This is a genomic window from Bacillus infantis, from assembly GCF_050107595.1.
Classification (GTDB): domain Bacteria; phylum Bacillota; class Bacilli; order Bacillales; family Cytobacillaceae; genus Bacillus_AB; species Bacillus_AB infantis_C.
Genome location: NZ_JBNILH010000001.1, coordinates 427192 through 450291 on the forward strand (window position 1 = coordinate 427192; position 23100 = coordinate 450291).

The following is a 23100-nucleotide window of genomic DNA, read 5'->3' on the forward strand; positions in this document are numbered from 1 at the left end:
ATGAAAGGGGGTTCTTTTTTTTATGGCTAAAAAGTGGGGACAATACATTCGCAGCTGGATGACCAACCAAATGGAGCTTCCTCAAGATGTCATGATGGATTTACCCCGGATAACAATGATTGGGCAAATTCATATATATATTGAGAACCACCGCGGACTGATTGCTTTTAGCGACAAAGAGCTCAGGCTTCTGCTCAAGCAAGGGCAGCTGCTCATCAAAGGAAGCACCTTTGTCATTAAGACAATCCTCCCTGAAGAGATACTGCTGGAAGGCAAAATCGATCAGGTGCAGTATATAGACGAATAATGGCCAGCCGTCATGCGGGTAGTTTTATTGGACCGCAGGGCTGGCAGAAAAAGAGGATCCGGAGGGAAGATAAATGAAGAATCAATGGATTGCTTTTTATTCTGGAATAATCACTGTAAAGGCTGCAGGCTCCGGCATTGAACGGCTGATCAACTCACTGACCCGGAACCGCATCATGGTCTGGCAGGTAAAAAGGCATGGAGAGCAAGCGGTTACCTTCAAAATAAAGCTGACGGACGTGAAACGTCTCCGTGCGTCAGTGAGGAAAAGCGGATGCAGGATTGAATTCCTTCAGCGTGCCGGCCTGCCCTTTCTGCTGAAAAGAAGCCTCAAAAACAGCGGGTTCCTTTTTGGGGGCGCCTCTTTCCTGGTTATTCTCATCCTTTTGTCCAATATGGTATGGGGAATTGAAATCAAAGGGGCAGATCCTGCTACTGAATATAAAATCCGCAAGCAGCTTGACGAAATGGGCATCCACAGAGGAAAGCTTCAGTTTTTTGTCAAGAATGTAGAAGGAATCCAGCGTGAGCTATCCAACGAAGTGGAGGAAATCACTTGGGTAGGTGTGGAGCTCAAGGGGACAACCTACCACTTCCAGGTAGTGGAGAAAAACGAGCCGGATAAGCCGGAGCTTTTGAGTCCAAGGCACCTGGTTGCCAAAAAGAAGGCTGTTATTTTGGACATGTTTGTAGAAGAAGGCAAGCCTGTCGTCAGCATAAATGACCATGTCATCCCGGGCCAGCTTCTGGTTTCAGGCATCATTGGCCAGGATGGCCAAACACAGACAGTCCCGGCAAAAGGGGAAATCTGGGGGGAGACCTGGTATAAATCTGAGGTGAAGCTTCCGCTGAAAAGCACACTCCAGGTGTTCAGCGGAAGTGAAAAACGGAAATATTATATTGACATAGGAAATCTTTCAATTCCTGTCTGGGGGTTTGGCAAGCCGGAATTCAGTGAATATGAAATAGAGGAGAACAGAAAAGATATCAAATTCCTGAAATGGAGCCTCCCTCTCGGCTTTACAAGCAGGACCATGCGGGAAAGTGAAACCGTTACAAGGATTTACTCCAATGAGGAGGCCTTTGAAGTGGCAAAAGAATTGGCAAGAAAAGATATAAAAAACAGCTTGAGTGAGGATGCTAAGATCAAGGGAGAAAAAATTTTGCACCAATCCGCCGAGAATGGTAAAGTATTTATAGCAATACATTTCCAAATTATTGAGAATATTGCAGAAGGACAATCCATTATCCAAGGAGACACAGAATGACAGAAGACTTAAAAACCATGAATGTTCATCTGGAAGATCCTAATGAAGCAATAGCACTGATCGGGAATTCGGATGCCAACCTGAAAATAATTGAACAGGAGCTGAATGTGTCTGTCGTCACACGGGGAGAAACGATTTTTGTATCCGGCGAGGCAGATGCGGTTGAGCTTGCCGGCCAGATCCTGGACAAACTCATTTATGTTATCCGCAAAGGCATTAATATCAGCGGCAGGGATGTTATGTACAGCATCCAGATGGCCAAAAAAGGCACACTTGAATATTTCAGCGACCTGTATGAAGAGGAAATAACGAAGAATGCAAAAGGCAAGTCCATCAGGGTAAAAACGCTTGGGCAGCGCCAATATATAAATGCAATTAAAACAAATGATTTAGTGTTTGGAATTGGCCCTGCAGGGACAGGCAAAACATATCTGGCTGTTGTGATGGCAGTCAATGCACTGAAAAATGGAAATGTAAAGAGAATCATCCTGACAAGGCCGGCTGTTGAAGCAGGCGAAAGCCTCGGCTTCCTCCCAGGGGATCTGAAGGAAAAGGTCGATCCTTACCTGAGGCCGCTGTATGATGCCCTGCATGACATTCTTGGCGCCGAGCATACTCAAAGGCTGATCGAGAGGGGTACCATTGAAATTGCCCCCCTTGCCTATATGAGGGGCCGCACGCTTGATGATGCATTTGTCATTCTTGATGAAGCCCAGAATACGACACAGGCACAGATGAAAATGTTCCTGACCAGGCTGGGCTTTGGCTCCAAGATGGTCATTACCGGGGACCGCACCCAGGTCGACCTTCCGAAGGGCGTCCGTTCAGGGCTGATTGCTTCAGAGGATATCCTGTCAGCTGTAAAAGGAATTTCCTTCTCTTATCTGGAGCAAAGCGATGTCGTCCGCCATCCGCTTGTAGCCCGGATCATATCAGCTTACGAAAAAACAGACCAATGATAAAAACCGTCCTGAGTGGGCGGTTTTTATTCTGTATAGAAGGAATGCGGACAGCCGAACCCTCTGTTTTGGCAGGATATGCGAATAGAGGGTGAAACTTGACGGAAAAACTGTTATCATTTTACATAATCATAGTTCAAATTAAACGTGAGCTTATCCGGCCCTGCTTATGCCCGGATAGGAGGGGGAAGCATGGAAAAATTACAGCGCCAGTTGGCAAAGGTCAGAAACCTGTTGGACATGACATTCTTTAGAGTCGTCTTATTTCTTCTGCTCGGCATCGTGCTATATGCTGCCATGTACAGCAATGTAAAGCCCGAAAAGCTCGACATAGGCCTTTTTTCTGTGGCTGAACAGACAATCCGCTCACCGATTACGATAGAAGACAAGGCGAGCACCGAGAAGGAAAAGAAGGCAGCCGCTGACCAGGTGACCGATGTATACATAGTCAAAAAGGAAATCAATCAGAACCGTGTCGATCTGGTTACTTCGATCTTTGATTCCGCAGCGGAAGTAAACGAAGAGATAAACGAGGACGCGGCACAAAGCGGAAATGATCAAGGTGATGGAGACCAGGAAACAGCATATGTTCCGCCTTCTTCTTCGGAAAAGCTGAAAATGCTCAAGGAAAAGCTGACAGATAATGTGACGAAGGAAGTATCTGATGCGGTCCTGTCACCGCTTCTGCAGGCATCCAAGGACGAGCTTACGATTGCAAGGGATCTTACTGTAACTGCGATCAACAATGTGATGGGCAGCAAAATCCCTGCTGATGAAGTAGAAAACAGCAAGAAAAGGGTGGAAGAAGAGCTGAAGTATACCAGCCTGAGTTCGAATTTGAAAAGCTCGGCGATTGAGCTTGGCAGATATGCAGTCATCCAGAACGAATTCTATGACCCGGCTGCGACTGAAGAGCTCAGGCAGCAGGCAGTAGAGAATGTAGAACCGGTCAAAATCCTCCAGGGCCAGATCATCGCGGAAGAGCGCCAGCTGATTAACAGGGAAATATACAGGCAGCTGGAGCTTACAGGGCTTCTGGACAACCAGAACAGCATACAGCCGTTTCTGGGGTTGGGCCTGATTGTCGCCATCATTTTGGCTGCGCTCTATTATTACTTTTATGAGCTTAATGTTCAGAAGGAGCTGAAACAGAATTTCCTCCTGCTGTTCAGTCTTATTTTCATCCTTTCGCTTTTGCTGATGAAGTGCGTAAGCCTCCTTCAGCTGCTCCAGTACCCGGAAATTGGCTTTATATTTCCGGCTGCAATGGCAGCCATGCTGATCAGGATCCTGATCAATGAAAGGCTTGCCATTCTGATTACGATTGTCCTTGCCATATGCGGAAGCGTCATGTTCAATGAAGGCACTGCCGGAACATTGAATATAAATATGGGCATCTATATCATTTGCTCAGGCTTTGCGGGTATATTATTTTTAAACAAGCAAAACAACAGGTCCAAGATTCTTCAGGCGGGACTGTTTGCAGCGGGTGTGAACCTTGTTGTGATCATCTCCCTCATGCTGCTTAGAAACACTCATTTCGAGGCGGTTGAATACAGCTTCCACCTAGTGACAGCATTGATTTCCGGAGTGGCTTCATCTGTGCTGGCCATCGGCCTGCTTCCATTCTTTGAGGGGAGCTTTGGCATCCTTTCAGCCATGCGGCTGATCGAGCTGTCAAACCCGAACCATCCGCTTCTCCGCAAAATCCTGACTGAGGCGCCAGGGACCTACCATCATAGTGTAATGGTTGCTAATCTGGCTGAGTCAGCATGTGAAGCTATCGGGGCAAACGGCCTCCTTGCCAGGGTAGGCTGCTATTATCATGATATAGGGAAGACAAAGAGACCTCATTTTTTCATTGAGAATCAAATGAATATTGAAAACCCGCATGACAGGCTGCCGCCGCAGACTAGTAAAAATATCATTATTGCCCATGCTGTCGACGGGGCAGAAATGCTGAGGAAGCACAAGATGCCGAAGGAAATAGTTGATATTGCCGAACAGCACCATGGCACTTCTTTGCTCAAATTTTTTTATCATAAGGCCAAACAAAACGGCATGGATGTCAATGAAGACGACTACCGGTATCCGGGGCCAAAAGCACAGTCGAAGGAAATTGCCGTCATCGGCATAGCCGACAGTGTCGAAGCAGCGGTCAGGTCCATGTCCAATCCGACTCCTGAACAAATTGAAGGGCTTGTCAGGAACATCATTTCAGACAGGCTTCAGGATGAACAGCTGAATGAATGTGACTTAACACTGAAGGAATTGGAAATTGTTGCACACACATTTTGTGAAACACTAAAGGGGATCTTCCATTCCAGAATAGAATATCCAGAATCCACGAAACAGAAGGTGAAACAAGCATGAGCTTAAATATTGATTTTATGGATGAAACGAATGAAGTAAAAAGCAGCCATATTGAGCAGGTTGAAAAGCTGCTCAATTTTGCAGCACTAAAGGAAGATGTCGATGCTGGTTCTGAATTGTCAGTGACCTTTGTAACGAATGACCGGATACAGGAAATAAACAGGGAATACCGCGATAAAGACAAGCCTACCGATGTTATTTCCTTTGCCATGGAAGAACTTGGGGAAGGCGAAACAGAAATTGCCGGGGAAGGTATTCCAAGGGTGCTTGGCGATATCATCATTTCAATCCAAAGGACAGAAGAACAGGCCGGTGAGTATGGACATACTTTTGAACGCGAGCTGGGCTTCCTTGCTGTTCATGGATTCCTCCATCTCCTTGGATATGACCATGAAACAGATGAGGAAGAAAGAGAAATGTTCGGCCGGCAGAAGGACATCCTTGATGAGTACGGGCTCACGCGATAAGAAGCCGGGTGCCGGCAAAAGCTTGTGGCCTGTTTTTGCCGTAGCTTTTGCCGGAATCGGCAATGCACTGAAGCAGGAAAGGAATATGAGGATTCATGCCCTTTCATCAGCTGTGGTTATTGCAGCAGGTGCCTGCTTTTCCTTGAGCCGGATGGAGTGGATGTTCATCATATTGGCTATTGGCGGGATGTTTGCCCTGGAACTGATCAACACAAGCATTGAAAGAGCTGTGGATCTGTCAACAGAAGAATGGCATCCGCTGGCAAAGCAGGCCAAGGATGCTGCAGCAGGTGCTGTGCTGGTGTTCGCTTTTGCGTCAGCAGCCCTCGGTGCTATCATATTTCTCCCGAAGATATGGGCACTTTTCCAGTAGGAGCGGCTGAAGCTTGCCGTTCTTTTTTTTGTTGGGAAATAATGAAATTCATGTATATGAACAATAGAACACAGGTATTTGCGAACTTGCTGGAATTCGATTTTTGACTTTCTTGAAAACGCTGTCTGATTTGGTTAAAATGACAGAGAATGCAATTGAATAGCATGTCCATTTTTAGAAAATTCAATTTTTTTATTACGATTTTGCTACAACCAATGAAAATCTTGCAAAAATAAGGTAAAATATAAGAAGGAGAATACTCCTCTCCTTCGAAAGGAAGAATGACTGATGAATACGGAAGTGTTAATTGAAGAAGCAAAAAAAGCACGGGACAAAGCATATGTGCCATACTCCAATTTCCCGGTGGGAGCAGCCCTCCTGACTGAAGACGGCAAAGTATACCATGGCTGCAATATTGAGAACGCGGCATACAGCATGTGCAATTGTGCTGAGCGCACCGCCCTTTTCAAAGCATATTCCGAAGGAGACAAAAAATATACAGCAATGGCAGTCGTAGCTGATACAGAGCGTCCGGTTTCCCCATGCGGGGCCTGCCGCCAGGTTATTTCAGAATTGTGCCCAAATACGATGAAAGTGGTTTTGACGAATTTAAAAGGGGATATAAATGAATTAACAGTAGAAGAGCTGCTGCCTGGAGCTTTTTCACCGGAGGACCTTAATGAATAAAGAATGGAATAGCAATAGCGAACAAACTCATAAATCTGGATTTATATCTATTATCGGACGGCCCAATGTTGGTAAATCAACATTCTTGAACAGAGTCATTGGCCAGAAAATTGCCATCATGAGCGATAAACCCCAAACCACAAGGAATAAGGTTCAGGGTGTACTTACAACCAATGATGCTCAGTTTATATTCATTGATACACCAGGGATCCACAAGCCAAAGCATAAGCTGGGCGATTTTATGATGAAAATAGCCCAGAATACACTGAAAGAAGTGGACCTCATCCTGTTTATGGTGAATGCCGAAGAAGGCTTCGGCCGCGGCGAGGAGTTCATCATCGAGAAATTTCAAAATGTGAAGACTCCCATCTTCCTTGTCATAAATAAAATTGATCAGATTCACCCTGATAAGCTTTTCTCCATCATTGAATCATATAAAGAGAAATACGGCTTTAAGGAAATCATCCCGATATCGGCGCTGGAAGGGAACAATGTGGATACTCTGCTGGAGCAGATCAAGCAGTATATACCGGAAGGGCCGCAATTCTATCCGGCTGACCAGGTGACAGACCATCCTGAAAGGTTCATTGTATCTGAGCTGATCAGGGAAAAAGCTTTGCACTTGACCAGGGAGGAGATCCCGCATTCTCTTGCTGTAGTGATTGACAAGATGGAGAGGCGCGAAGACAAGGATGTCATAAATGTGATGGCTACTGTCATTGTAGAACGCGATTCCCAAAAAGGGATCGTCATTGGGAAGCAGGGCGCTATGCTCAAGGAAATTGGCAAGCGTGCCAGGACAGATATTGAAAATCTGCTGGGCTCAAAGGTCTACTTGGAATTATGGGTAAAGGTGCAGAAGGATTGGCGCAACAAAATGAGCCAGCTGCGTGATTTCGGATTCAGAGATGATGAATATTAAAGGGCGATTCAGCCATAACTAACCTATTTCACCTCAACAGGAATTATGCAGACTTTTTATTAACAATTATTACGTCTTATGATTTTTTAATGACAGGCTATGATAAAGGTATGGAATTAATAATTGCTAGTTAAAAATTGAAAGGTGGGGTTTCCAATGTTGGATTTTACCTGGAAGGTCTTCAAGCAGACAGGTAATATTGACACATATCTTCTTTTTAAGGAGCTTGAAAAAGAAACTCAGGATTTGCCCGGAAGCAGTGAACAAGAACTAGCAGAAGTTGATTTTCCCATCTCATAGGTTTGTCTCTTTCAGGGATGGTGGCATAAATGTTTGAAAAATGCGAAGGAATCGTATTGAGAACTGTCAATTATGGAGAATCCAATAAAATAGTTACCTTATATACCCGTGAATGGGGTAAGGTTGGCGTGATGGCCCGAGGTGCAAAAAAGCCTAACAGCAGGCTTTCGGCTGTCACCCAGCCTTTTACTTATGGCTACTTCCTTGTTCAGAGAAGCAGCGGGCTGGGGCTTATGCAGCAGGGGGAAATGGTCTCCTCCATGCGCTCGATCAGGGAGGATATCTTCCTGACGGCATATGCCAGTTATATTGTTGATCTTACGGATAAAACAGTTGAAGAGAAAAAGCCGAATCCGTTCCATTTTGAACTGCTTCACCAGACATTGAATTATATAAACGAAGGCTATGACCCTGAGATAATGGTGAATATTTACGAAATGAAAATGCTCAATTCCCTTGGTCTTTATCCGGTCCTGGATAAATGCTCCGTCTGCGGAAGGTCTGATGGGCATTTTTCTTTTTCCATCAGGGAGGGCGGTCTGCTTTGCCACCGATGCCTTGAAAAGGACCCATATCACTATAAGATTTCGCCGGCAGCTTTAAAACTCCTGCGTCTTTTTTATTATTTTGATCTGTCGAGGCTAGGAAATATTTCAGTTAAGCCGGAAACCAAAGCTGAGCTGAAAAAAATCATCTCAGCCTACTATAATGAATATTCAGGCCTCAGCCTGAAAACGAGAAAGTTCCTGGACCAGATGGACAAGATGGGCGGTTTCTTTGAAAAAGGCTAGTCTAAGGGCAAACGCCTTCCGCATTTCGATTGTCCAGCTCCAAAGCCTAGCCCCTCGCGTCTTAAGCCAAGAAGGCCAGAAGGTAAAAAGCAACCTTCCGTCCTTCTTGTCTTAAGCTTGTAGGGGCTGGGCAAACGCCTTCCGCATTTCGATATTGTCCAGCTGCAGGCGTTAGCCCCTCGAGTCTTAAGCCAATCAGATCAGAAGGTTAAAGAACAACCTTCCGCTCTGCTCGTCTTAAGCTTGTCGGGGCTGAACAAACGCCTTCCGCATTTCGATATTGACTTTTATTTTGTTTTGTTTTATGATTCTCAATAATTAATAGTTCTGCTATGACGGAAAGAAGTAGTCCGAATGATCTGTAGAAGCGAGTCCGGGATGGTGTGAGCCGGATTATGGGTGTTGGATGAAGGGCGTTCCTGAGCGGATTGCGTGCTTTGGGCACATAAGGTGGCTGCATTGAATGGCAGCAAATAGGGTGGAACCGCGGGTAACTCTCGTCCCTATGCTTTTTGGAGCATAGGGACGGGAGTTTTTTTGTGCTTTTTCCCAATGCTCTGATTACACAAATACCTATTGGAGGTGCCAGGATGAATATTCAAAATATGATTCTGACTTTGCAAAAGCACTGGTCAGAGCAGGGCTGCATCCTTATGCAGGCTTATGATGTCGAGAAAGGTGCAGGGACGATGAGTCCGTACACGTTTTTGCGTGCGATTGGGCCTGAGCCATGGAATGTGGCCTATGTAGAGCCTTCACGCCGCCCTGCGGATGGAAGGTACGGTGAAAACCCAAACCGTCTTTATCAGCATCATCAGTTCCAGGTGATCATGAAGCCGTCTCCTGATAATATCCAGGAGCTGTATCTTGATTCTCTTCGTGCCCTTGGGATTAATCCTTTGGAGCATGATATCCGCTTTGTCGAGGATAACTGGGAAAATCCTTCCCTCGGGTGCGCCGGATTGGGCTGGGAAGTGTGGCTTGATGGAATGGAGATCACGCAATTCACCTATTTCCAGCAGGTCGGCGGCATTGAATGTAAGCCAGTTTCTGTGGAAATCACTTACGGTATCGAACGCCTTGCTTCGTACATCCAGGACAAAGAAAATGTCTTTGACCTTGAATGGACCGAAGGATTTACTGTAAGGGACATCTTCCTGCAGCCTGAATATGAGCATTCCAAGTACACATTCGAAACCTCTGATCCTGATATGCTTTTTAACTTGTTCAATATTTATGAAAAAGAAGCCCATAGACAGATGGAAGAAGGCTTGGTTCATCCGGCATATGATTATGTGCTGAAATGCTCCCATGTTTTCAACCTGCTCGATGCAAGGGGAGCCATCTCTGTAACAGAAAGGACCGGTTATATCGGACGCTGCCGGAACCTGGCGAGGAAGGTCGCCAAAACATTCTATGAAGAACGGGAAAAATTAGGCTTCCCGATTTTACAGCGGAAGGGAGAGATTGAAAATGGCGAAGCGTGATTTATTGCTTGAAATCGGCCTTGAGGAAATGCCGGCAAGATTTGTAACAGATTCCATGAACCAGCTTGCTTCCAAAGTGGAAAAGTGGCTGGAAGAAAAGAAGGTGCCGCATGGAGGAATCAGCGCCTTTTCAACTCCCCGCCGTCTTGCTGTCCTTGTAAAGGATGTAAGTGAAACACAGGAGGATATCCATGAAGAGGCGAAAGGTCCGGCCAGAAAAATCGCCCAGAACGATGCAGGAGAGTGGTCAAAAGCTGCGATCGGCTTTTCCCGCGGCCAAGGCATGGGCGTGGATGATATCTATTTCAAAGAAATAAACGGCATTGAATATGCACATGTAAATAAGTTCATCAAAGGAGCCGAGACTGCTTCTATCCTGCCGGAGCTGAAGGATATTGCCGAAAGCCTTACTTTCCCTAAAAATATGCGCTGGGCAGACAGGGATATGAGGTATGTAAGGCCGATTAAATGGATTACGGCTCTCTTCGGCCAGGATGTCATTCCGTTTGAAATTGCCGGGGTGCCTGCATCCAACTGGACTCTGGGGCATCGTTTCCTTGGAGAGAAAATTGAGATCACTGAGCCTGCTGAATACGAAAAAAGCATGCTTGGCCAGTTCGTCCTTGTCAATGCAGAGGAAAGGAAAAATGGCATTCGGAGCCAGATTGAACGCTTGGCAGAGGAAAATAACTGGGTGATTCCAGTGGATGAGGCTTTGCTCGAGGAAGTAACAAACCTTGTGGAGTACCCAACGGCCCTTTTCGGAAAATTTGAGGAAGAGTTTCTTGAAATTCCTGAGGAAGTGCTGATCACTAGCATGAAAGAGCATCAGCGCTATTTCCCTGTCAAGTCTGCAGAAGGAAAGCTGCTGCCTTACTTTGTCACTGTGCGCAATGGTGACCACAATCATCTCGAACAAGTTGCAAAGGGGAACGAGAAAGTGCTTCGCGCCAGACTCGCTGATGCAGCATTCTTTTACGGGGAAGACCAGAAGATGGATATTGAGTCAGCGCTGCAGAAGCTCGGCAGCATCGTCTACCATGAAGATATCGGCACGCTTGCTGAGAAAGTTGAACGAGTTAGAAAGCTTGCCAATGGGCTGGCAGAATCGCTTTCCTTGAACTCCGAAGAAAAGAAAAATGTTGACCGTGCCGCAGAAATCAGCAAGTTTGATCTCGTGTCGCAGATGGTATACGAGTTCCCTGAATTGCAGGGGTTCATGGGTGAAAAATATGCTCTCCAAAAAGGTGAGGATGCCGCTGTTGCCAAAGCAATCAATGAACATTATATGCCCCGTAATGCAGAGGATTCGGCACCTGAAAGCAATGAAGGTGCTGTCCTTGCTGTGGCAGAGAAACTGGATACGATCTCTTCCTTTTTTGCGATTGGCATGATTCCAAGCGGCTCGCAGGATCCATACGCTTTAAGAAGGCAGGCAGCAGGCATTGTCCAGATTCTCGCTGTTAAGGAATGGAAGCTTGAGCTTGAAGAAGTGATCAATAAGTCGCTTGCACTTGTCAAACAGTCAGGCGTCGGCAAGAAAGAGGAAGAGCAGGTATATGAAGAACTGCTGTCCTTCTTTAAACTCCGCATCAAGCATACTCTGCAGGAGCGCAGCATCCGGTACGATATTATTGATGCCGTCTTATCAGGACAAATCGGTTCAATGGCTTCTTTAATCAAGAGAGCGGAAGTATTAAATGCCCATAAAGGTGAAGATGGCTTTAAAGAGAGCATGGAGGCTTTGAGCCGTGTATTGAATATTGCTTCCAAAGCAGAGAATCCTGCGGCGGTTGATCAGGGGCTTTTTGAAAATAAGGAAGAAGCTGAGCTGTACAGCCGTTTCCTGGAAGTTTCCGCGGTAATCGGCAAGGGTGTCGAAGCAGAAGAATATTATAGGCTGCTTGTATCTATGAGACCTGAGATCAGTGCCTATTTCGAAAATACTATGGTCATGGCCGATAATACTGCTTTGAAGGAAAACCGTTTGAGCATGATGGCCGAAATCGCAACACTAATCCAGGCATTTGCCAAAGTGAATGAAATAGTGGTCAAGTAAGAAGTAATTTTTGCTTTTTAGCTTGCTAAAAGATATGATTATGCAGAGAGCCTGTCAAAAATTCCGACAGGCTCTTTGAAATTTTTTCCTGTATGCCAGGTTAAGTGTTAAATCATTCTTTTCATTTATAGCAAATAGTATATAATATTTTTATAAAAGTATGACATTATTAGCTGGCAAGCAAGGTGGTGAGGACAATAGAGCTTAATAAAAGGCAAGAACTAATATTGGATATCGTGAAAGAAAATGGTCCGATCACAGGTGAACATATTGCAGAGAGGCTGAATTTGACAAGGGCAACCTTAAGGCCTGATCTGGCCATATTAACCATGGCGGGCTATCTGGATGCACGGCCGAGGGTCGGCTATTTTTATACAGGCAAGACAGGTGCCCAGCTTTTGACTGAAAGCCTGCAGAAGCTGCTGGTGAAGGATTATCAGTCCATCCCCGTAGTGGTGAATGAAAATGTATCTGTCTATGATGCGATCGTCACTATGTTCCTGGAGGATGTCGGCACCTTATTTGTTGTCGATCAATCTTCTCTGCTGGTCGGCGTCTTGTCCAGAAAGGATCTGCTGAGGGCAAGCATCGGGAATCAGGAGCTTACAGCCCTTCCGGTAAATATCATTATGACGAGGATGCCGAATATTACTACCTGCAAAAAAGATGATCTGCTGATTGAAATAGCGAATCTGCTGATTGAAAAACAGATAGACGCTTTACCGGTCGTGAAAGAAACCGATAAGGGCTTTGAAGTAACTGGCAGGATTACAAAGACCAATTTGACAAGGGCATTCCTGGCTCTTGCAGAACAAAGGTGATTTTGAAGAGAGGATGGATGAGCAATGGGTACAGTGCCGATCATCTATGTTGTTTCCGATTCAGTGGGGGAGACAGCAGAATTAGTGACGAAAGCGGCCATCAGCCAGTTTAATGGCAGCGATCTGACAATAAAAAGATTTCCTTATGTTGAAGATAAATTTAATATTGATGAGGTATTATCGCTCGCGAAAATGGACCAGGGAATGATTGCTTTTACATTGGTAAAGCCTGAAATCCGCAGTTATATGGCGGAAGCAGCCGCCAGGGAAAATATTCATGCAATCGACATCATCGGGCCATTGATGGACAGGATCCAGTCCATCTGCGGCGAAACCCCCTTGTATGAGCCAGGCCTTGTCAGAAAGCTGGATGATGACTACTTTAAAAAAGTGGAAGCGATTGAGTTTGCTGTGCAGTATGATGACGGCCGCGATCCACGTGGAATTCTAAAGGCTGATATTGTGCTTGTCGGCGTTTCAAGGACCTCCAAGACGCCTTTATCCCAATATCTCGCTCACAAGCGGCTTAAAGTAGCGAATGTCCCGCTAGTCCCGGAAGTTGATCCGCCTGAGGAGCTGTTCCAGGTATCGCCTTCCAAGTGCTTTGGCTTAAAGATCAGCCCTGAAAAGCTGAACAATATCAGGAGGGAAAGGCTTATTTCACTCGGTTTGAGCGACAACGCCAGCTATGCCAATCTTGAACGGATCAAAAGTGAGATAGGCTATTTCGACCGGATTGTAACCAAGATCGGCTGTCCTGTCGTCGATGTTACGAATAAGGCAGTGGAAGAAACGGCAAACGTTATTTTTGATCTTTACCGCAGAAATATTTCCGCAAAGTAGCACATACTCTTGAGAATATGTGCTTTTTCTATTTTTGGGCAGTGCATTCCGGATAATTAGAAAATTAGGAGTGTACAGTAAAAAATAATGGCAAAACTGACTTTTATGCACTATAATAAAAAATTGTGATAAAAATATTCATCATTAGGTTTAGACTTACCACATAACGAATAAACTATTTATTGTGAGAAGTCAAGGCAGGCATCTAAAAAAAATTCGACATGAATCTCTTATGAAAAGTTGCTCTATTAAAGAAGGAATATGCGGAGTGATGTAGAATTACTAGTACATTAGGGAAAAGAAGCATCCTTGTTGACGCTGATTCTTGTCCTGTTAAGATGGAAATTGTCGAAATTGCCAAAGGCTATGAAATTGAACCGGTATTCGTCGCTTCTTATGCACATATGGTAAATGATTTTGGCGGGGCTGTCTGGAAGTTTGTTGATTCAAGCAAGGAAGCAGCAGACCTGTTCATCATGAATCATGTGAAAAAGGGTGACGTTGCGGTCACACAGGATATCGGCCTTGCCTCAACCCTGCTGCCTAAAGGGGTTTATGTTCTTTCTCCCAGGGGAACCTTATACGAAGAAGAGCATATCCATACCGCTCTGGATATGAGGTATCTCAGTGCCAAAGCAAGGCGCCGGGGGCAATATGGAAAAGGCCCTAAGCCTTTCACCCAGGAAGACCGGAGCAGGTTTGTGAAGCAATTGACAAAGATTTTGTCGAATCTTGCAGGAAAATAGCTTTTTATCACGAATACCTCATAAGTAAAATGGAGTTGTTCTCATGGCAGAGCGAATTTCCGAAGCGAAACTGGATGAAATCCGGCAGGCTACAGACATTGCCGATGTAATCGGTGATCATGTTCAGCTCAAAAAACAGGGGCGGAACTATTTTGGCTTATGTCCATTCCATGGAGAAAACTCGCCATCTTTTTCTGTTTCCCCGGAAAAGCAGATCTACCATTGCTTCGGATGCGGAGCCGGAGGGAATGTGTTTTCGTTCCTGATGGAGCATGAAGGCTACTCCTTTCAGGAAGCAGCCGTCAAACTTGCAGAAAGAGCGGGGATTCAGCTTGATATTGAAGCCGCATCTGCAAAACAAAGCTCGCTGCCCGAAAATCTCCAGCAGATGATAGAGGCGCATGAGCTTCTCCGGAAATTCTACCATCATTTGTTAATGAACACAAAGGATGGCCAGCACGCACTGGAGTATTTGCTTGACAGAGGCTTTACAAAAGAGTCGATTGAGAAGTTCCAGATCGGTTATTCCCTGGATTCCTGGGATTTTGTATGCAAATTTCTTGCAAAAAGGAAATTCAATCCGGAGTTCATGGAAAAAGCTGGGCTTATCATCAAGAGGGACAGAGATGGCAGTTATTTTGACCGCTTCCGCGATCGGATCATGTTTCCGATCTTTGACCGCAAAGGAAACACGATTGCTTTTTCCGGAAGATCGCTCGGGGCCGGAAATGAGCCCAAATATCTGAACAGTCCGGAGACAGCAATCTTTAATAAAAGTAAAATTTTATATAATTTCCACCTGGCAAGACCGGCAATCCGCAAGACACACCAGGCGGTCCTTTTTGAAGGATTCGCGGATGTCATTGCTGCCGACCGTTCCTCTGTTGAGAACGGGGTTGCCACAATGGGGACTGCATTGACGCCTGAACATGTTGCAATGCTCAGGAGAAATGTAGAGTCTGTCACCATTTGCTATGATTCCGATAATGCCGGAATAGAGGCGGCCTTTAAAGCCGCTAAAATGCTGTCTGAGGCTGGCTGCGGCATCAAGGTTGCAATGCTGCCTGATGGCATGGACCCGGATGATTACATCAAACAGCACGGAGCAGAAAAGTTTCGCAATGATGTAATTGAATCCAGCATCACCCACATGGCGTTCAAGTTTCTTTATTATAGAAGAGGCAAAAAGCTCCAGGATGAAGGAGATCGGCTTCTATATATAGAAGAAGTACTTAAGGAAATCAGCCTTCTTGAAAAGGCTGTTGAAAGAGATCATTACATGCGCCAGCTGGCAAATGAATTTTCTCTGTCACTGGAAGCGCTGAAGCAGGAGCAAAAGCAGATATACTTTGCCGAGAAACGAAAAAACCAGGGCAGTTCTGCCCCAGCACAAAAGAAGCATATGATCGTTTCACGGCGCCAGGATTCGCTGAAGCCTGCTTTTCATACAGCTGAAAGAAGATTGATTGCCCATATGCTGAGAAACAGCGATACCGCTTATAAGGTTCAGGAGCTTCTCGGAGGCAGCACCTTTAACATTGATGATCATCAGGCTATCATTACTTATTTATTTGCTTTTTATGAGAAGGGGAATAGTCCCGATCCAAGTGCCTTCTTAAATTTCGTTGAAGATGCAAAGCTTAAGCGGATCATTGCGGATATCGAGATGATGTCGGTCAATGATGAGCTGACAGAGCAGGAGCTCAATGACTATATTAAGCAGGTGTTGAATTATCAAAAGATGTTAATGATAAAGGAAAAGCAGGCTGAAGGGAAGGAAGCAGAACGGCAGAATGACTTTGCCAGGGCGGCATCAATCGCAATGGAAATTATTCAACTGCGTAAATTGCTATAGATAAGCTTTTATACGATTGGTTTGTGATTTTTGGAAGGAGGGGGACTTATGGCTGAAAAGTCAGCCCGTTCAAAAGAGGTTGATTCAGAGTTAACCATGGAACAAGTGAAGGAACAATTAACGGAAGTCGGAAAGAAAACCGGGGTGCTCGCATATGACGATATCGCGGAAAGGCTTTCCAACTTTGAATTGGATTCCGATCAGATGGATGAGTTTTATGAGTTTCTAGGAGATCAGGGGGTAGAGCTTGTCGGCGACAACGATGATGCGGACCCTAATGTCCAGGAGCTTGCCAAGGGTGAAGAGGAATTTGATTTAAACGATTTAAGTGTTCCTCCAGGAGTTAAAATTAATGATCCCGTCCGCATGTACCTGAAAGAAATTGGCCGTGTGGATCTTCTTTCTGCACAGGAGGAAATCTCTCTGGCGAAGCGGATCGAGGAAGGCGATGAAGAGGCCAAGAGAAGGCTGGCGGAAGCCAACCTGAGGCTCGTAGTCAGCATTGCCAAAAGGTATGTCGGAAGGGGCATGCTGTTCCTTGACCTGATCCAGGAAGGGAACATGGGCCTGATCAAGGCAGTTGAGAAATTCGATTACCGTAAAGGCTACAAATTCAGTACGTATGCAACATGGTGGATACGCCAGGCCATTACAAGGGCGATTGCCGACCAGGCAAGGACAATCCGAATCCCTGTTCATATGGTGGAAACAATCAATAAGCTGATCAGGGTGCAGCGTCAGCTTCTCCAGGATCTCGGCCGCGAACCGACTCCTGAAGAAATTGCGGAAGACATGGATCTGACCCCGGATAAAGTCAGGGAGATTCTTAAGATTGCCCAGGAGCCTGTTTCACTCGAAACGCCAATCGGGGAAGAGGATGACTCCCATCTTGGCGACTTCATTGAAGACCAGGATGCGACTTCGCCATCTGAGCATGCGGCATATGAGCTCCTGAAAGAACAGCTTGAAGACGTCCTTGATACGCTTACAGACCGTGAGGAAAATGTCCTGAGGCTGCGTTTCGGGCTTGATGACGGACGTACGCGCACTTTGGAAGAGGTCGGAAAAGTCTTCGGCGTAACCAGGGAGCGTATCCGCCAAATCGAGGCGAAGGCACTGCGCAAACTGAGGCATCCAAGCCGAAGCAAGCGGCTTAAAGACTTCCTAGAATAAAAAAACATTGTCAGAAAATAGTTTACTTCTTAAAATAGAGGTAAACTATTTTTTTTGAAAAAAATGCCTTTGGATTTCCGGACAGGATGGGTGAATATGGATAAAGAGAGAAAAGACATTATTGTAAAAGAAATTTTATACTGGAAGGATAACCGCATGCTTCCTGAGCATTATTGTGATTATCTGCTTGCTTTGTATACAGAAGGGAATCGGCCGAAGGATAAAGCTCGAAAGGCAAAAGGGTTTTATTTTCTCAATATCATTCTCTTGCTGCTGATTCCTCTATCGCTGTTATTCATTTATTTTACTGAATTATCTTTCATTTTGCAAATGGCCCTCCTAATTTTTTTTACAATTACTGGAGTTTCTCTTGCCATTTATTTTACTAATAAAGGAATTGCACCGCAACTCCCTTTGGCTGTTTCGGCTTTGATATTGCTTTTGATGTCGGTTGAACTGGCATCTCATTTTTTCCCGCATCACAATACAGCCTTGTATGGGGCTTTAATGCTCAATTGTTTGCTTTGGATAGCAGCTGCCTGGAAATTCCGTCAGCACTATTTTGGGATATCCGGCGTAGTTGGGCTAATCATCATTGCTATTTCTATTTTCATATAATAAATTAAATTTTAAAGTTTTTAAATGTTGAGAAAATTTATTCCTTCCCCGTATAATGGTAATGAAAGCGTATACAAAACTTCGAGGGGGATTTGCATGAATTTTGAATTGACTGCCGAACAGAATATGATTTTAAAAATGATCAGGGAGTTTGCTGATGAAGAAGTTGCTCCCGGCGCACTGGAAAGGGACAGGACGAAAGAATTCCCTAAGGAAATATTTAATAAATTATCGGAGATGGGTGTGATGGGACTGCCGTTCCCTGAAGAATACGGCGGGGGAGGAGCGGATACTGTCAGTTTCGCAATTGTGACAGAAGAGCTCAGCAGGGCATGCGGTTCGACGGGGATTACGTATTCTGCCCATATCTCCCTTGGCGGGGCGCCCCTTTACCTGTTTGGGACTGAAGAGCAAAAGCAAAAGTATCTGGTTCCGATCTGCACAGGAGAATCATTCGGGGCATTTGGGCTAACAGAGCCGAACGCGGGATCAGATGCAGGCGGTACAAGGACGAGCGCGGTAGAAAATGATGGGGAGTTCATCATAAATGGCAGTAAATGCTATATTACAAATGCGAGCTATGCAAAGCATCTGGCCATTACAGCAGTTACCAGCGAAGGCGGGGCGGATAAAGAAATCAGTGCCATCATTGTGCCGACAGATGCAGAAGGCTTTAAGGTAATAGATAACTACGAAAAAATGGGGCTGAATGCTTCCAATACCACAGAGCTTGTGATGGAAGATGTGCGTGTGCCGACTGAGCACTTGCTCGGCAAAAAAGGCGAAGGGTTCAAGCAATTTCTGATCACATTGGATGGAGGCCGGATAGGGATTGGCGCCATGGCCGTCGGTATTGCCCAGGCAGCTTATGAGAAAGCATTGCGGTATGCAAAAGAAAGGACTCAGTTCGGCCGCTCGCTGTCCCAGTTCCAGGCAATTCAGTTCAAGCTTGCCGATATGGCAATGAAGATCGAGCTTGCCCGGAATATGGTCTATAAAGCAGCATGGCTCAAGGACCAGGGAAGGCCATTTACTAAAGAAGCATCTATGTGCAAGCTGTATGCTTCAGAAATCTGTATGGAGATTGCAGACCAGGCAGTCCAGATCCATGGGGGCTACGGCTATATGAAGGACTATCATGTAGAACGCTATATGAGGGATGGAAAGCTGACGGAGATCGGTGAAGGCACGTCAGAGATACAGCGTATGGTGATTGCGCGGCAGATCGGCTGTTAAAGGCTATAGCTCCATTAACATGGGGCTTTTTTTATTGTTTAGAAATCTATGTATAGTAGGTCTTGCGGATATTTATCAATTCTTGATCAACGTCCATCAGCTGCCGCGAGGTTAAAAACCAAACCTCCCAAAAAGGCACAGAACGCCTATCCGGGAGGTGCGTCTTGAGGCAATCAGGAAGTGGATCATGCAGACTGGCACCGGAAGTGGAGTTCAGGTGATCAAGGCGCTTGCGCTTTTGTTCTGTACTGTCAAAACAGAGGCGGATTCTTCCAATTTCGAACATACTGTGACAAAGTTCAGTTTAGGGCTTTTCCTTCCAGGGGTTTTCAAGTAAAATAGAGATTGTTTGTATTATATAATATACTTGACTGAGATGTTCTTACATAAGGGAGGTTAAAACATGAACCGTAATCCATTAATTCCGTTTCTCTTGATTGCTGTGTTAGGCATCGGGGCAATGTTCCTCGTTTCCTTCAAGGGGCTGGGCGATGCAAAGGACCTTGCGGCCGAGCAGGAAGGCGGCGGAGAAGAACAGACTGAAGAGGTTGCAGCTAACCCGGAAGACATTTATAAACAAACCTGTATCGGCTGCCATGGCGACCAGTACCAGGGTGGGGTAGGTCCTGCTTTGACAGGCGTTGGTGACCGCTATTCACAGGATGAAATCGCTGACATCGTTGTTAACGGTAAAGGTTCCATGCCGCCAGGGCTTGTTCCGCAGGAAAAAGCAGGCGAAATGGCTGAATGGCTGGCAGGCCTGAAATAATGTGACAGTTAAAGAAAAGCCTTTCTTTTGAAAGGCTTTTCTTTATTTTGGGATTCAATGCAAGCATTCAATGACTAGCTTGCAGGGCGGCTGGACATTGCTTTCCGGCTTTCTTATACTAAGAGAATATTGTTAATCTGAATCTATGTAAAGTGGTGTGATGTAAAAGATGAATACAGAACAGTTATCGCAGCGGCTTGCCAAGGTCGCCGAATATATACCTGATGGTGCAGCCTTTGCTGATATAGGCTCAGACCATGCCTATCTTCCATGCCATGTAGTCTCTAAGGGCAAAGTGCCCTTCGCAGTTGCAGGCGAAGTGGCAGAGGGCCCTTTTCAGTCTGCAAGGAATCAAGTCATCCAGGAAGGGCTGGGCGATAAGATAGCTGTCAGGAAAGGGAATGGGCTGGAAGTAGTTGAAAGAGGGGAAGTCGATTGCGTAGCCATTGCGGGTATGGGAGGCGCCTTGATTGCCAGTATCCTTGAAGAGGGAAAAGAAAAGCTGTCTTCAGTGAAAAGGCTTGTCCTTCAGCCTAATATAAGCGCCATTTCAATCCGTAAATGGCTGGTTGAAAACGGCTGGGAGCTTATAGAAGAGGATATCCTTGAAGAGGATGGAAAGATATACGAAATCCTGGTTGCAGAGCATGGAGAGCCGCTCCGTCCCTACAAGGGGAAGGATGAGAATAGCGCCTTTCTTTTTGGCCCCTTTCTTACAGCGCAAAAAACGGATACCTTCCAGAAAAAATGGCAGCATGAAATGAAAAATTGGCAAAGGATACTGCAGGAACTGGATAAAGCTGCAGACTCGGAAGAAACACGGACAAGGAGGCTGGAGCTCGGTCAAAAAATCTCTATGGCAGAGGAGGCAGTAAAGAGTGAAAAAAGTTAACGGCCATCAAATCATCTCTTTGTTTGAGGAGTTCTCTCCAAAGAACCTGGCAATGGAAGGCGATAAAATCGGACTGCAGATTGGCGGGCTGAATAATAAGGTGCAAAATGTCATGATTGCTCTTGACGTGCTGGAGGAGGTCGTTGATGAAGCCATCGAAAAGAATGTGCAGCTCATCATCGCCCATCACCCCCCGATCTTCAGGCCATTGCAGAAAATCAATACGGATACAGCAGCCGGAAGGATTATCGAGAAGCTCATAAAGCATGATATAAGCGTATATGCGGCTCATACGAATCTTGATGTGGCTGAGGGCGGCGTGAATGACCTCCTGGCGGAAGCTCTTGGTTTAGAGAACACAGAAGTGCTTGTGCCCACACATGAAACCAGCCTGAAGAAACTGGCTGTTTTCGTACCGCTTGAAGCAGCTGAGGCTCTGAGAGAGGCGCTGGGCAGGGCAGGTGCCGGGGCAATTGGAGATTACAGCTTCTGTGCCTTCTCTTCGGAAGGAACCGGACAGTTTATGCCCGGGGACTCAGCCAACCCTTACATCGGGACCAGAGGCCGCTTGGAAAAGGTAAAGGAAGTCAAGGTGGAAACAATTTTTCCGGATCATCTGGAAAAGAAAGTGATTTCTGCAATGATTAAAGCCCATCCATATGAAGAGCCTGCCTTTGATATTTATCACCTTGATAATAAAGGCCAATCACTTGGGCTTGGACGGGTCGGAACAGTTCCTGAAACAACGCTTGAAGAATTTGCTGGAAAAATTAAAGAGGCATTCGGGCTTGACAGGGTCCGGGTAGTCGGAGATCTGAACTCTCCTGTCAGGAAAGTGGCTGTCCTGGGCGGGGATGGAAATAAATATTTTACCCACGCCAAGTTCAAAGGCGCGGATGTGTATGTAACAGGGGATATGTATTATCATACTGCGCATGATGCAATGATGATGGGCCTGAACATTATTGATCCAGGCCATAATGTAGAAAAGGTCATGAAGAAGGGTGTGGCCCACATCCTTAGAAAAATGGCCAGGGAAAAGGGATATGATGTGAATTTTATTTCCTCAGAAGTGCATACAGATCCTTTCAAATTTATATAAAGGAAAGAGCTGCAGCGATTGCTGCAGCTCTTTTGTTTAAGCTCTCTTGATTTTTGGAAGCACTTTGCTGAGAGGCACTTTTTTCTCGGTTTTCCACGTTTCCGGGTCATTAGGATCGAACTGCTGAAGGAAAGTGATGACTTCTTTTGTTATTGGTGTTGGAGTCGAAGCTCCTGCTGTGACAGCCGCCTTTTTGGCATCTTTCAGCCATTCGATCTTCAGTTCTGAAAGATCGGCGATCCGATAAGCGGTAGTGCCCGCAATTTCCTCGGATACCTGGGCAAGGCGGTTGGAGTTGTTGCTCTTTGGATCACCGACTACAATCAGTACATCGGCTTCTCCTGCCTGTTCAGCGACCGCTTCCTGCCTTACCTGGGTAGCCATGCAGATTTCTTTGTGGAACTCTGCGTGTGGATATTTCTCTTTTATCTTATCCATGACAGTGACAACATCCCATTGGCTCATAGTCGTCTGGTTGGTAACAATGATCTTGCTGCTGTCCAGGGTGAGCTTGCCGACATCTTCTGCAGTTTGTACAAGTGATACTGCATGCGGAGCAACCCCAAGGGCGCCTTCAGGCTCGGGATGGCCTTTTTTGCCGATATAAATGATCTGATAGCCTTCTGCATCTTTTTCCCTGATAAGATCATGGGTCCTTGTCACATCAGGACAGGTTGCATCAATTGTTACGAGGCCCTTTGACTTAGCAATTTCGCGGATCTCAGGGGAGACGCCGTGCGCTGTGAATATGACAGTGCCTTTGTCGACTTTTTCAATAATATCTTTACGGTTTTCTCCATCCAGCGTTATAATGCCTTCCTCTTCAAATGCATCGGTGACATGTTTGTTATGGACAATCATGCCAAGTATATAAATCGGCCGCGGCAGGTTTTTATCCAAAGCGGCATTCCTTGCTATGACCATTGCATCAACAACCCCATAGCAATAGCCCCGCGGCGAAATTTTTAAAACATCCATTCTCCAATCCTCCCATTGCAGTGGAACTGAAACTTATTTTTAAGAGAATCAACTGCCCCTACATTATATAAGACT

Annotated in this window: 24 protein-coding genes; 23 read left to right on the top strand and 1 reads right to left on the bottom strand. The window is 45.7% G+C overall.

Translation table 11 applies throughout. The annotated features are described in order from the left end of the window. Positions 1–22 precede the first annotated feature (22 nt). The 23 genes from yqfC to ACQCVH_RS02220 all read left to right on the top strand — a co-directional run bounded on the left by yqfC (position 23) and on the right by ACQCVH_RS02220 (position 22047). Positions 23–307, top strand: a complete 285-nt coding sequence (gene yqfC, locus ACQCVH_RS02110; protein WP_022544206.1) for a sporulation protein YqfC — start codon at positions 23–25, stop codon at positions 305–307. Between the two features lie 73 nt (positions 308–380). Then, entirely contained in the window at positions 381–1574 is a 1194-nt protein-coding gene (gene yqfD / locus ACQCVH_RS02115; RefSeq protein WP_426834237.1) for a sporulation protein YqfD, read from the top strand. Next, entirely contained in the window at positions 1571–2533 is a 963-nt protein-coding gene (locus ACQCVH_RS02120; RefSeq protein WP_009791396.1) for a PhoH family protein, read from the top strand. The genes yqfD and ACQCVH_RS02120 overlap by 4 nt, the downstream gene beginning before the upstream one ends. A 192-nt stretch (positions 2534–2725) precedes the next feature. Next, positions 2726–4906 carry an HD family phosphohydrolase gene (locus tag ACQCVH_RS02125; RefSeq protein ID WP_426834238.1) on the top strand — a complete coding sequence of 727 codons (2181 nt, stop codon included), beginning with the start codon at positions 2726–2728 and terminating at the stop codon, positions 4904–4906. Then, positions 4903–5373 carry an rRNA maturation RNase YbeY gene (gene ybeY, locus ACQCVH_RS02130; protein ID WP_426834239.1) on the top strand — a complete coding sequence of 157 codons (471 nt, stop codon included), beginning with the start codon at positions 4903–4905 and terminating at the stop codon, positions 5371–5373. The genes ACQCVH_RS02125 and ybeY overlap by 4 nt, the downstream gene beginning before the upstream one ends. Then, on the top strand, positions 5351–5746 hold the full coding sequence (locus tag ACQCVH_RS02135; RefSeq protein ID WP_426834240.1) for a diacylglycerol kinase family protein: 396 nt from the start codon (positions 5351–5353) through the stop codon (positions 5744–5746). Before ybeY ends, ACQCVH_RS02135 begins: the two co-directional genes overlap by 23 nt. 288 nt (positions 5747–6034) lie before the next feature. Continuing rightward, positions 6035–6433, top strand: coding sequence for a cytidine deaminase (locus ACQCVH_RS02140; protein ID WP_426834241.1), 399 nt, complete (start codon positions 6035–6037; stop codon positions 6431–6433). After that, positions 6426–7355, top strand: coding sequence for a GTPase Era (gene era / locus ACQCVH_RS02145; RefSeq protein ID WP_224898952.1), 930 nt, complete (start codon positions 6426–6428; stop codon positions 7353–7355). The genes ACQCVH_RS02140 and era overlap by 8 nt, the downstream gene beginning before the upstream one ends. 156 nt (positions 7356–7511) lie before the next feature. Next, entirely contained in the window at positions 7512–7655 is a 144-nt protein-coding gene (locus ACQCVH_RS02150; RefSeq protein ID WP_224898955.1) for a YqzL family protein, read from the top strand. 29 nt (positions 7656–7684) lie between these two features. After that, on the top strand, positions 7685–8446 hold the full coding sequence (gene recO / locus ACQCVH_RS02155; RefSeq protein WP_426834242.1) for a DNA repair protein RecO: 762 nt from the start codon (positions 7685–7687) through the stop codon (positions 8444–8446). Between the two features lie 590 nt (positions 8447–9036). Further along, a complete protein-coding gene (gene glyQ, locus ACQCVH_RS02160; RefSeq protein WP_022544204.1) occupies positions 9037–9933 on the top strand; it encodes a glycine--tRNA ligase subunit alpha in 897 nt (298 codons plus the stop codon). Next, on the top strand, positions 9920–11992 hold the full coding sequence (gene glyS, locus ACQCVH_RS02165) for a glycine--tRNA ligase subunit beta (RefSeq protein WP_426834243.1): 2073 nt from the start codon (positions 9920–9922) through the stop codon (positions 11990–11992). The genes glyQ and glyS overlap by 14 nt, the downstream gene beginning before the upstream one ends. A 188-nt stretch (positions 11993–12180) precedes the next feature. After that, entirely contained in the window at positions 12181–12813 is a 633-nt protein-coding gene (ccpN, locus tag ACQCVH_RS02170) for a transcriptional regulator CcpN (protein WP_009791406.1), read from the top strand. A gap of 24 nt (positions 12814–12837) precedes the next feature. Next, positions 12838–13656 carry a pyruvate, water dikinase regulatory protein gene (locus tag ACQCVH_RS02175; RefSeq protein WP_426834244.1) on the top strand — a complete coding sequence of 273 codons (819 nt, stop codon included), beginning with the start codon at positions 12838–12840 and terminating at the stop codon, positions 13654–13656. A 278-nt stretch (positions 13657–13934) separates the two neighbouring features. After that, positions 13935–14402 carry a YaiI/YqxD family protein gene (locus tag ACQCVH_RS02180; RefSeq protein WP_426834435.1) on the top strand — a complete coding sequence of 156 codons (468 nt, stop codon included), beginning with the start codon at positions 13935–13937 and terminating at the stop codon, positions 14400–14402. 43 nt (positions 14403–14445) lie between these two features. Next, entirely contained in the window at positions 14446–16257 is a 1812-nt protein-coding gene (dnaG, locus tag ACQCVH_RS02185) for a DNA primase (RefSeq protein WP_426834245.1), read from the top strand. 48 nt (positions 16258–16305) lie between these two features. Beyond that, entirely contained in the window at positions 16306–17430 is a 1125-nt protein-coding gene (rpoD, locus tag ACQCVH_RS02190; protein ID WP_009791410.1) for an RNA polymerase sigma factor RpoD, read from the top strand. Positions 17431–17526: 96 nt separating this feature from the next. Then, entirely contained in the window at positions 17527–18048 is a 522-nt protein-coding gene (locus ACQCVH_RS02195) for a hypothetical protein (RefSeq protein WP_426834246.1), read from the top strand. Positions 18049–18144: 96 nt separating this feature from the next. Further along, complete coding sequence (locus tag ACQCVH_RS02200; RefSeq protein ID WP_426834247.1) at positions 18145–19284, top strand: acyl-CoA dehydrogenase family protein; 1140 nt, start codon at positions 18145–18147, stop codon at positions 19282–19284. A 187-nt stretch (positions 19285–19471) separates the two neighbouring features. After that, entirely contained in the window at positions 19472–19621 is a 150-nt protein-coding gene (locus ACQCVH_RS02205; protein ID WP_426834248.1) for a hypothetical protein, read from the top strand. Between the two features lie 66 nt (positions 19622–19687). After that, on the top strand, positions 19688–20053 hold the full coding sequence (cccA, locus tag ACQCVH_RS02210; RefSeq protein ID WP_009791414.1) for a cytochrome c550: 366 nt from the start codon (positions 19688–19690) through the stop codon (positions 20051–20053). 169 nt (positions 20054–20222) lie between these two features. After that, positions 20223–20945, top strand: coding sequence for a tRNA (adenine(22)-N(1))-methyltransferase (locus ACQCVH_RS02215; RefSeq protein ID WP_426834249.1), 723 nt, complete (start codon positions 20223–20225; stop codon positions 20943–20945). Then, positions 20932–22047 carry a Nif3-like dinuclear metal center hexameric protein gene (locus ACQCVH_RS02220; RefSeq protein ID WP_426834250.1) on the top strand — a complete coding sequence of 372 codons (1116 nt, stop codon included), beginning with the start codon at positions 20932–20934 and terminating at the stop codon, positions 22045–22047. Before ACQCVH_RS02215 ends, ACQCVH_RS02220 begins: the two co-directional genes overlap by 14 nt. Positions 22048–22083: 36 nt before the next feature. Here ACQCVH_RS02220 and ACQCVH_RS02225 read toward each other — a convergent pair whose 3' ends face one another. Beyond that, on the bottom strand, positions 22084–23025 hold the full coding sequence (locus ACQCVH_RS02225) for a 4-hydroxy-3-methylbut-2-enyl diphosphate reductase (RefSeq protein ID WP_009791417.1): 942 nt from the start codon (positions 23023–23025) through the stop codon (positions 22084–22086). Between the last annotated feature and the right edge of the window lie 75 nt (positions 23026–23100).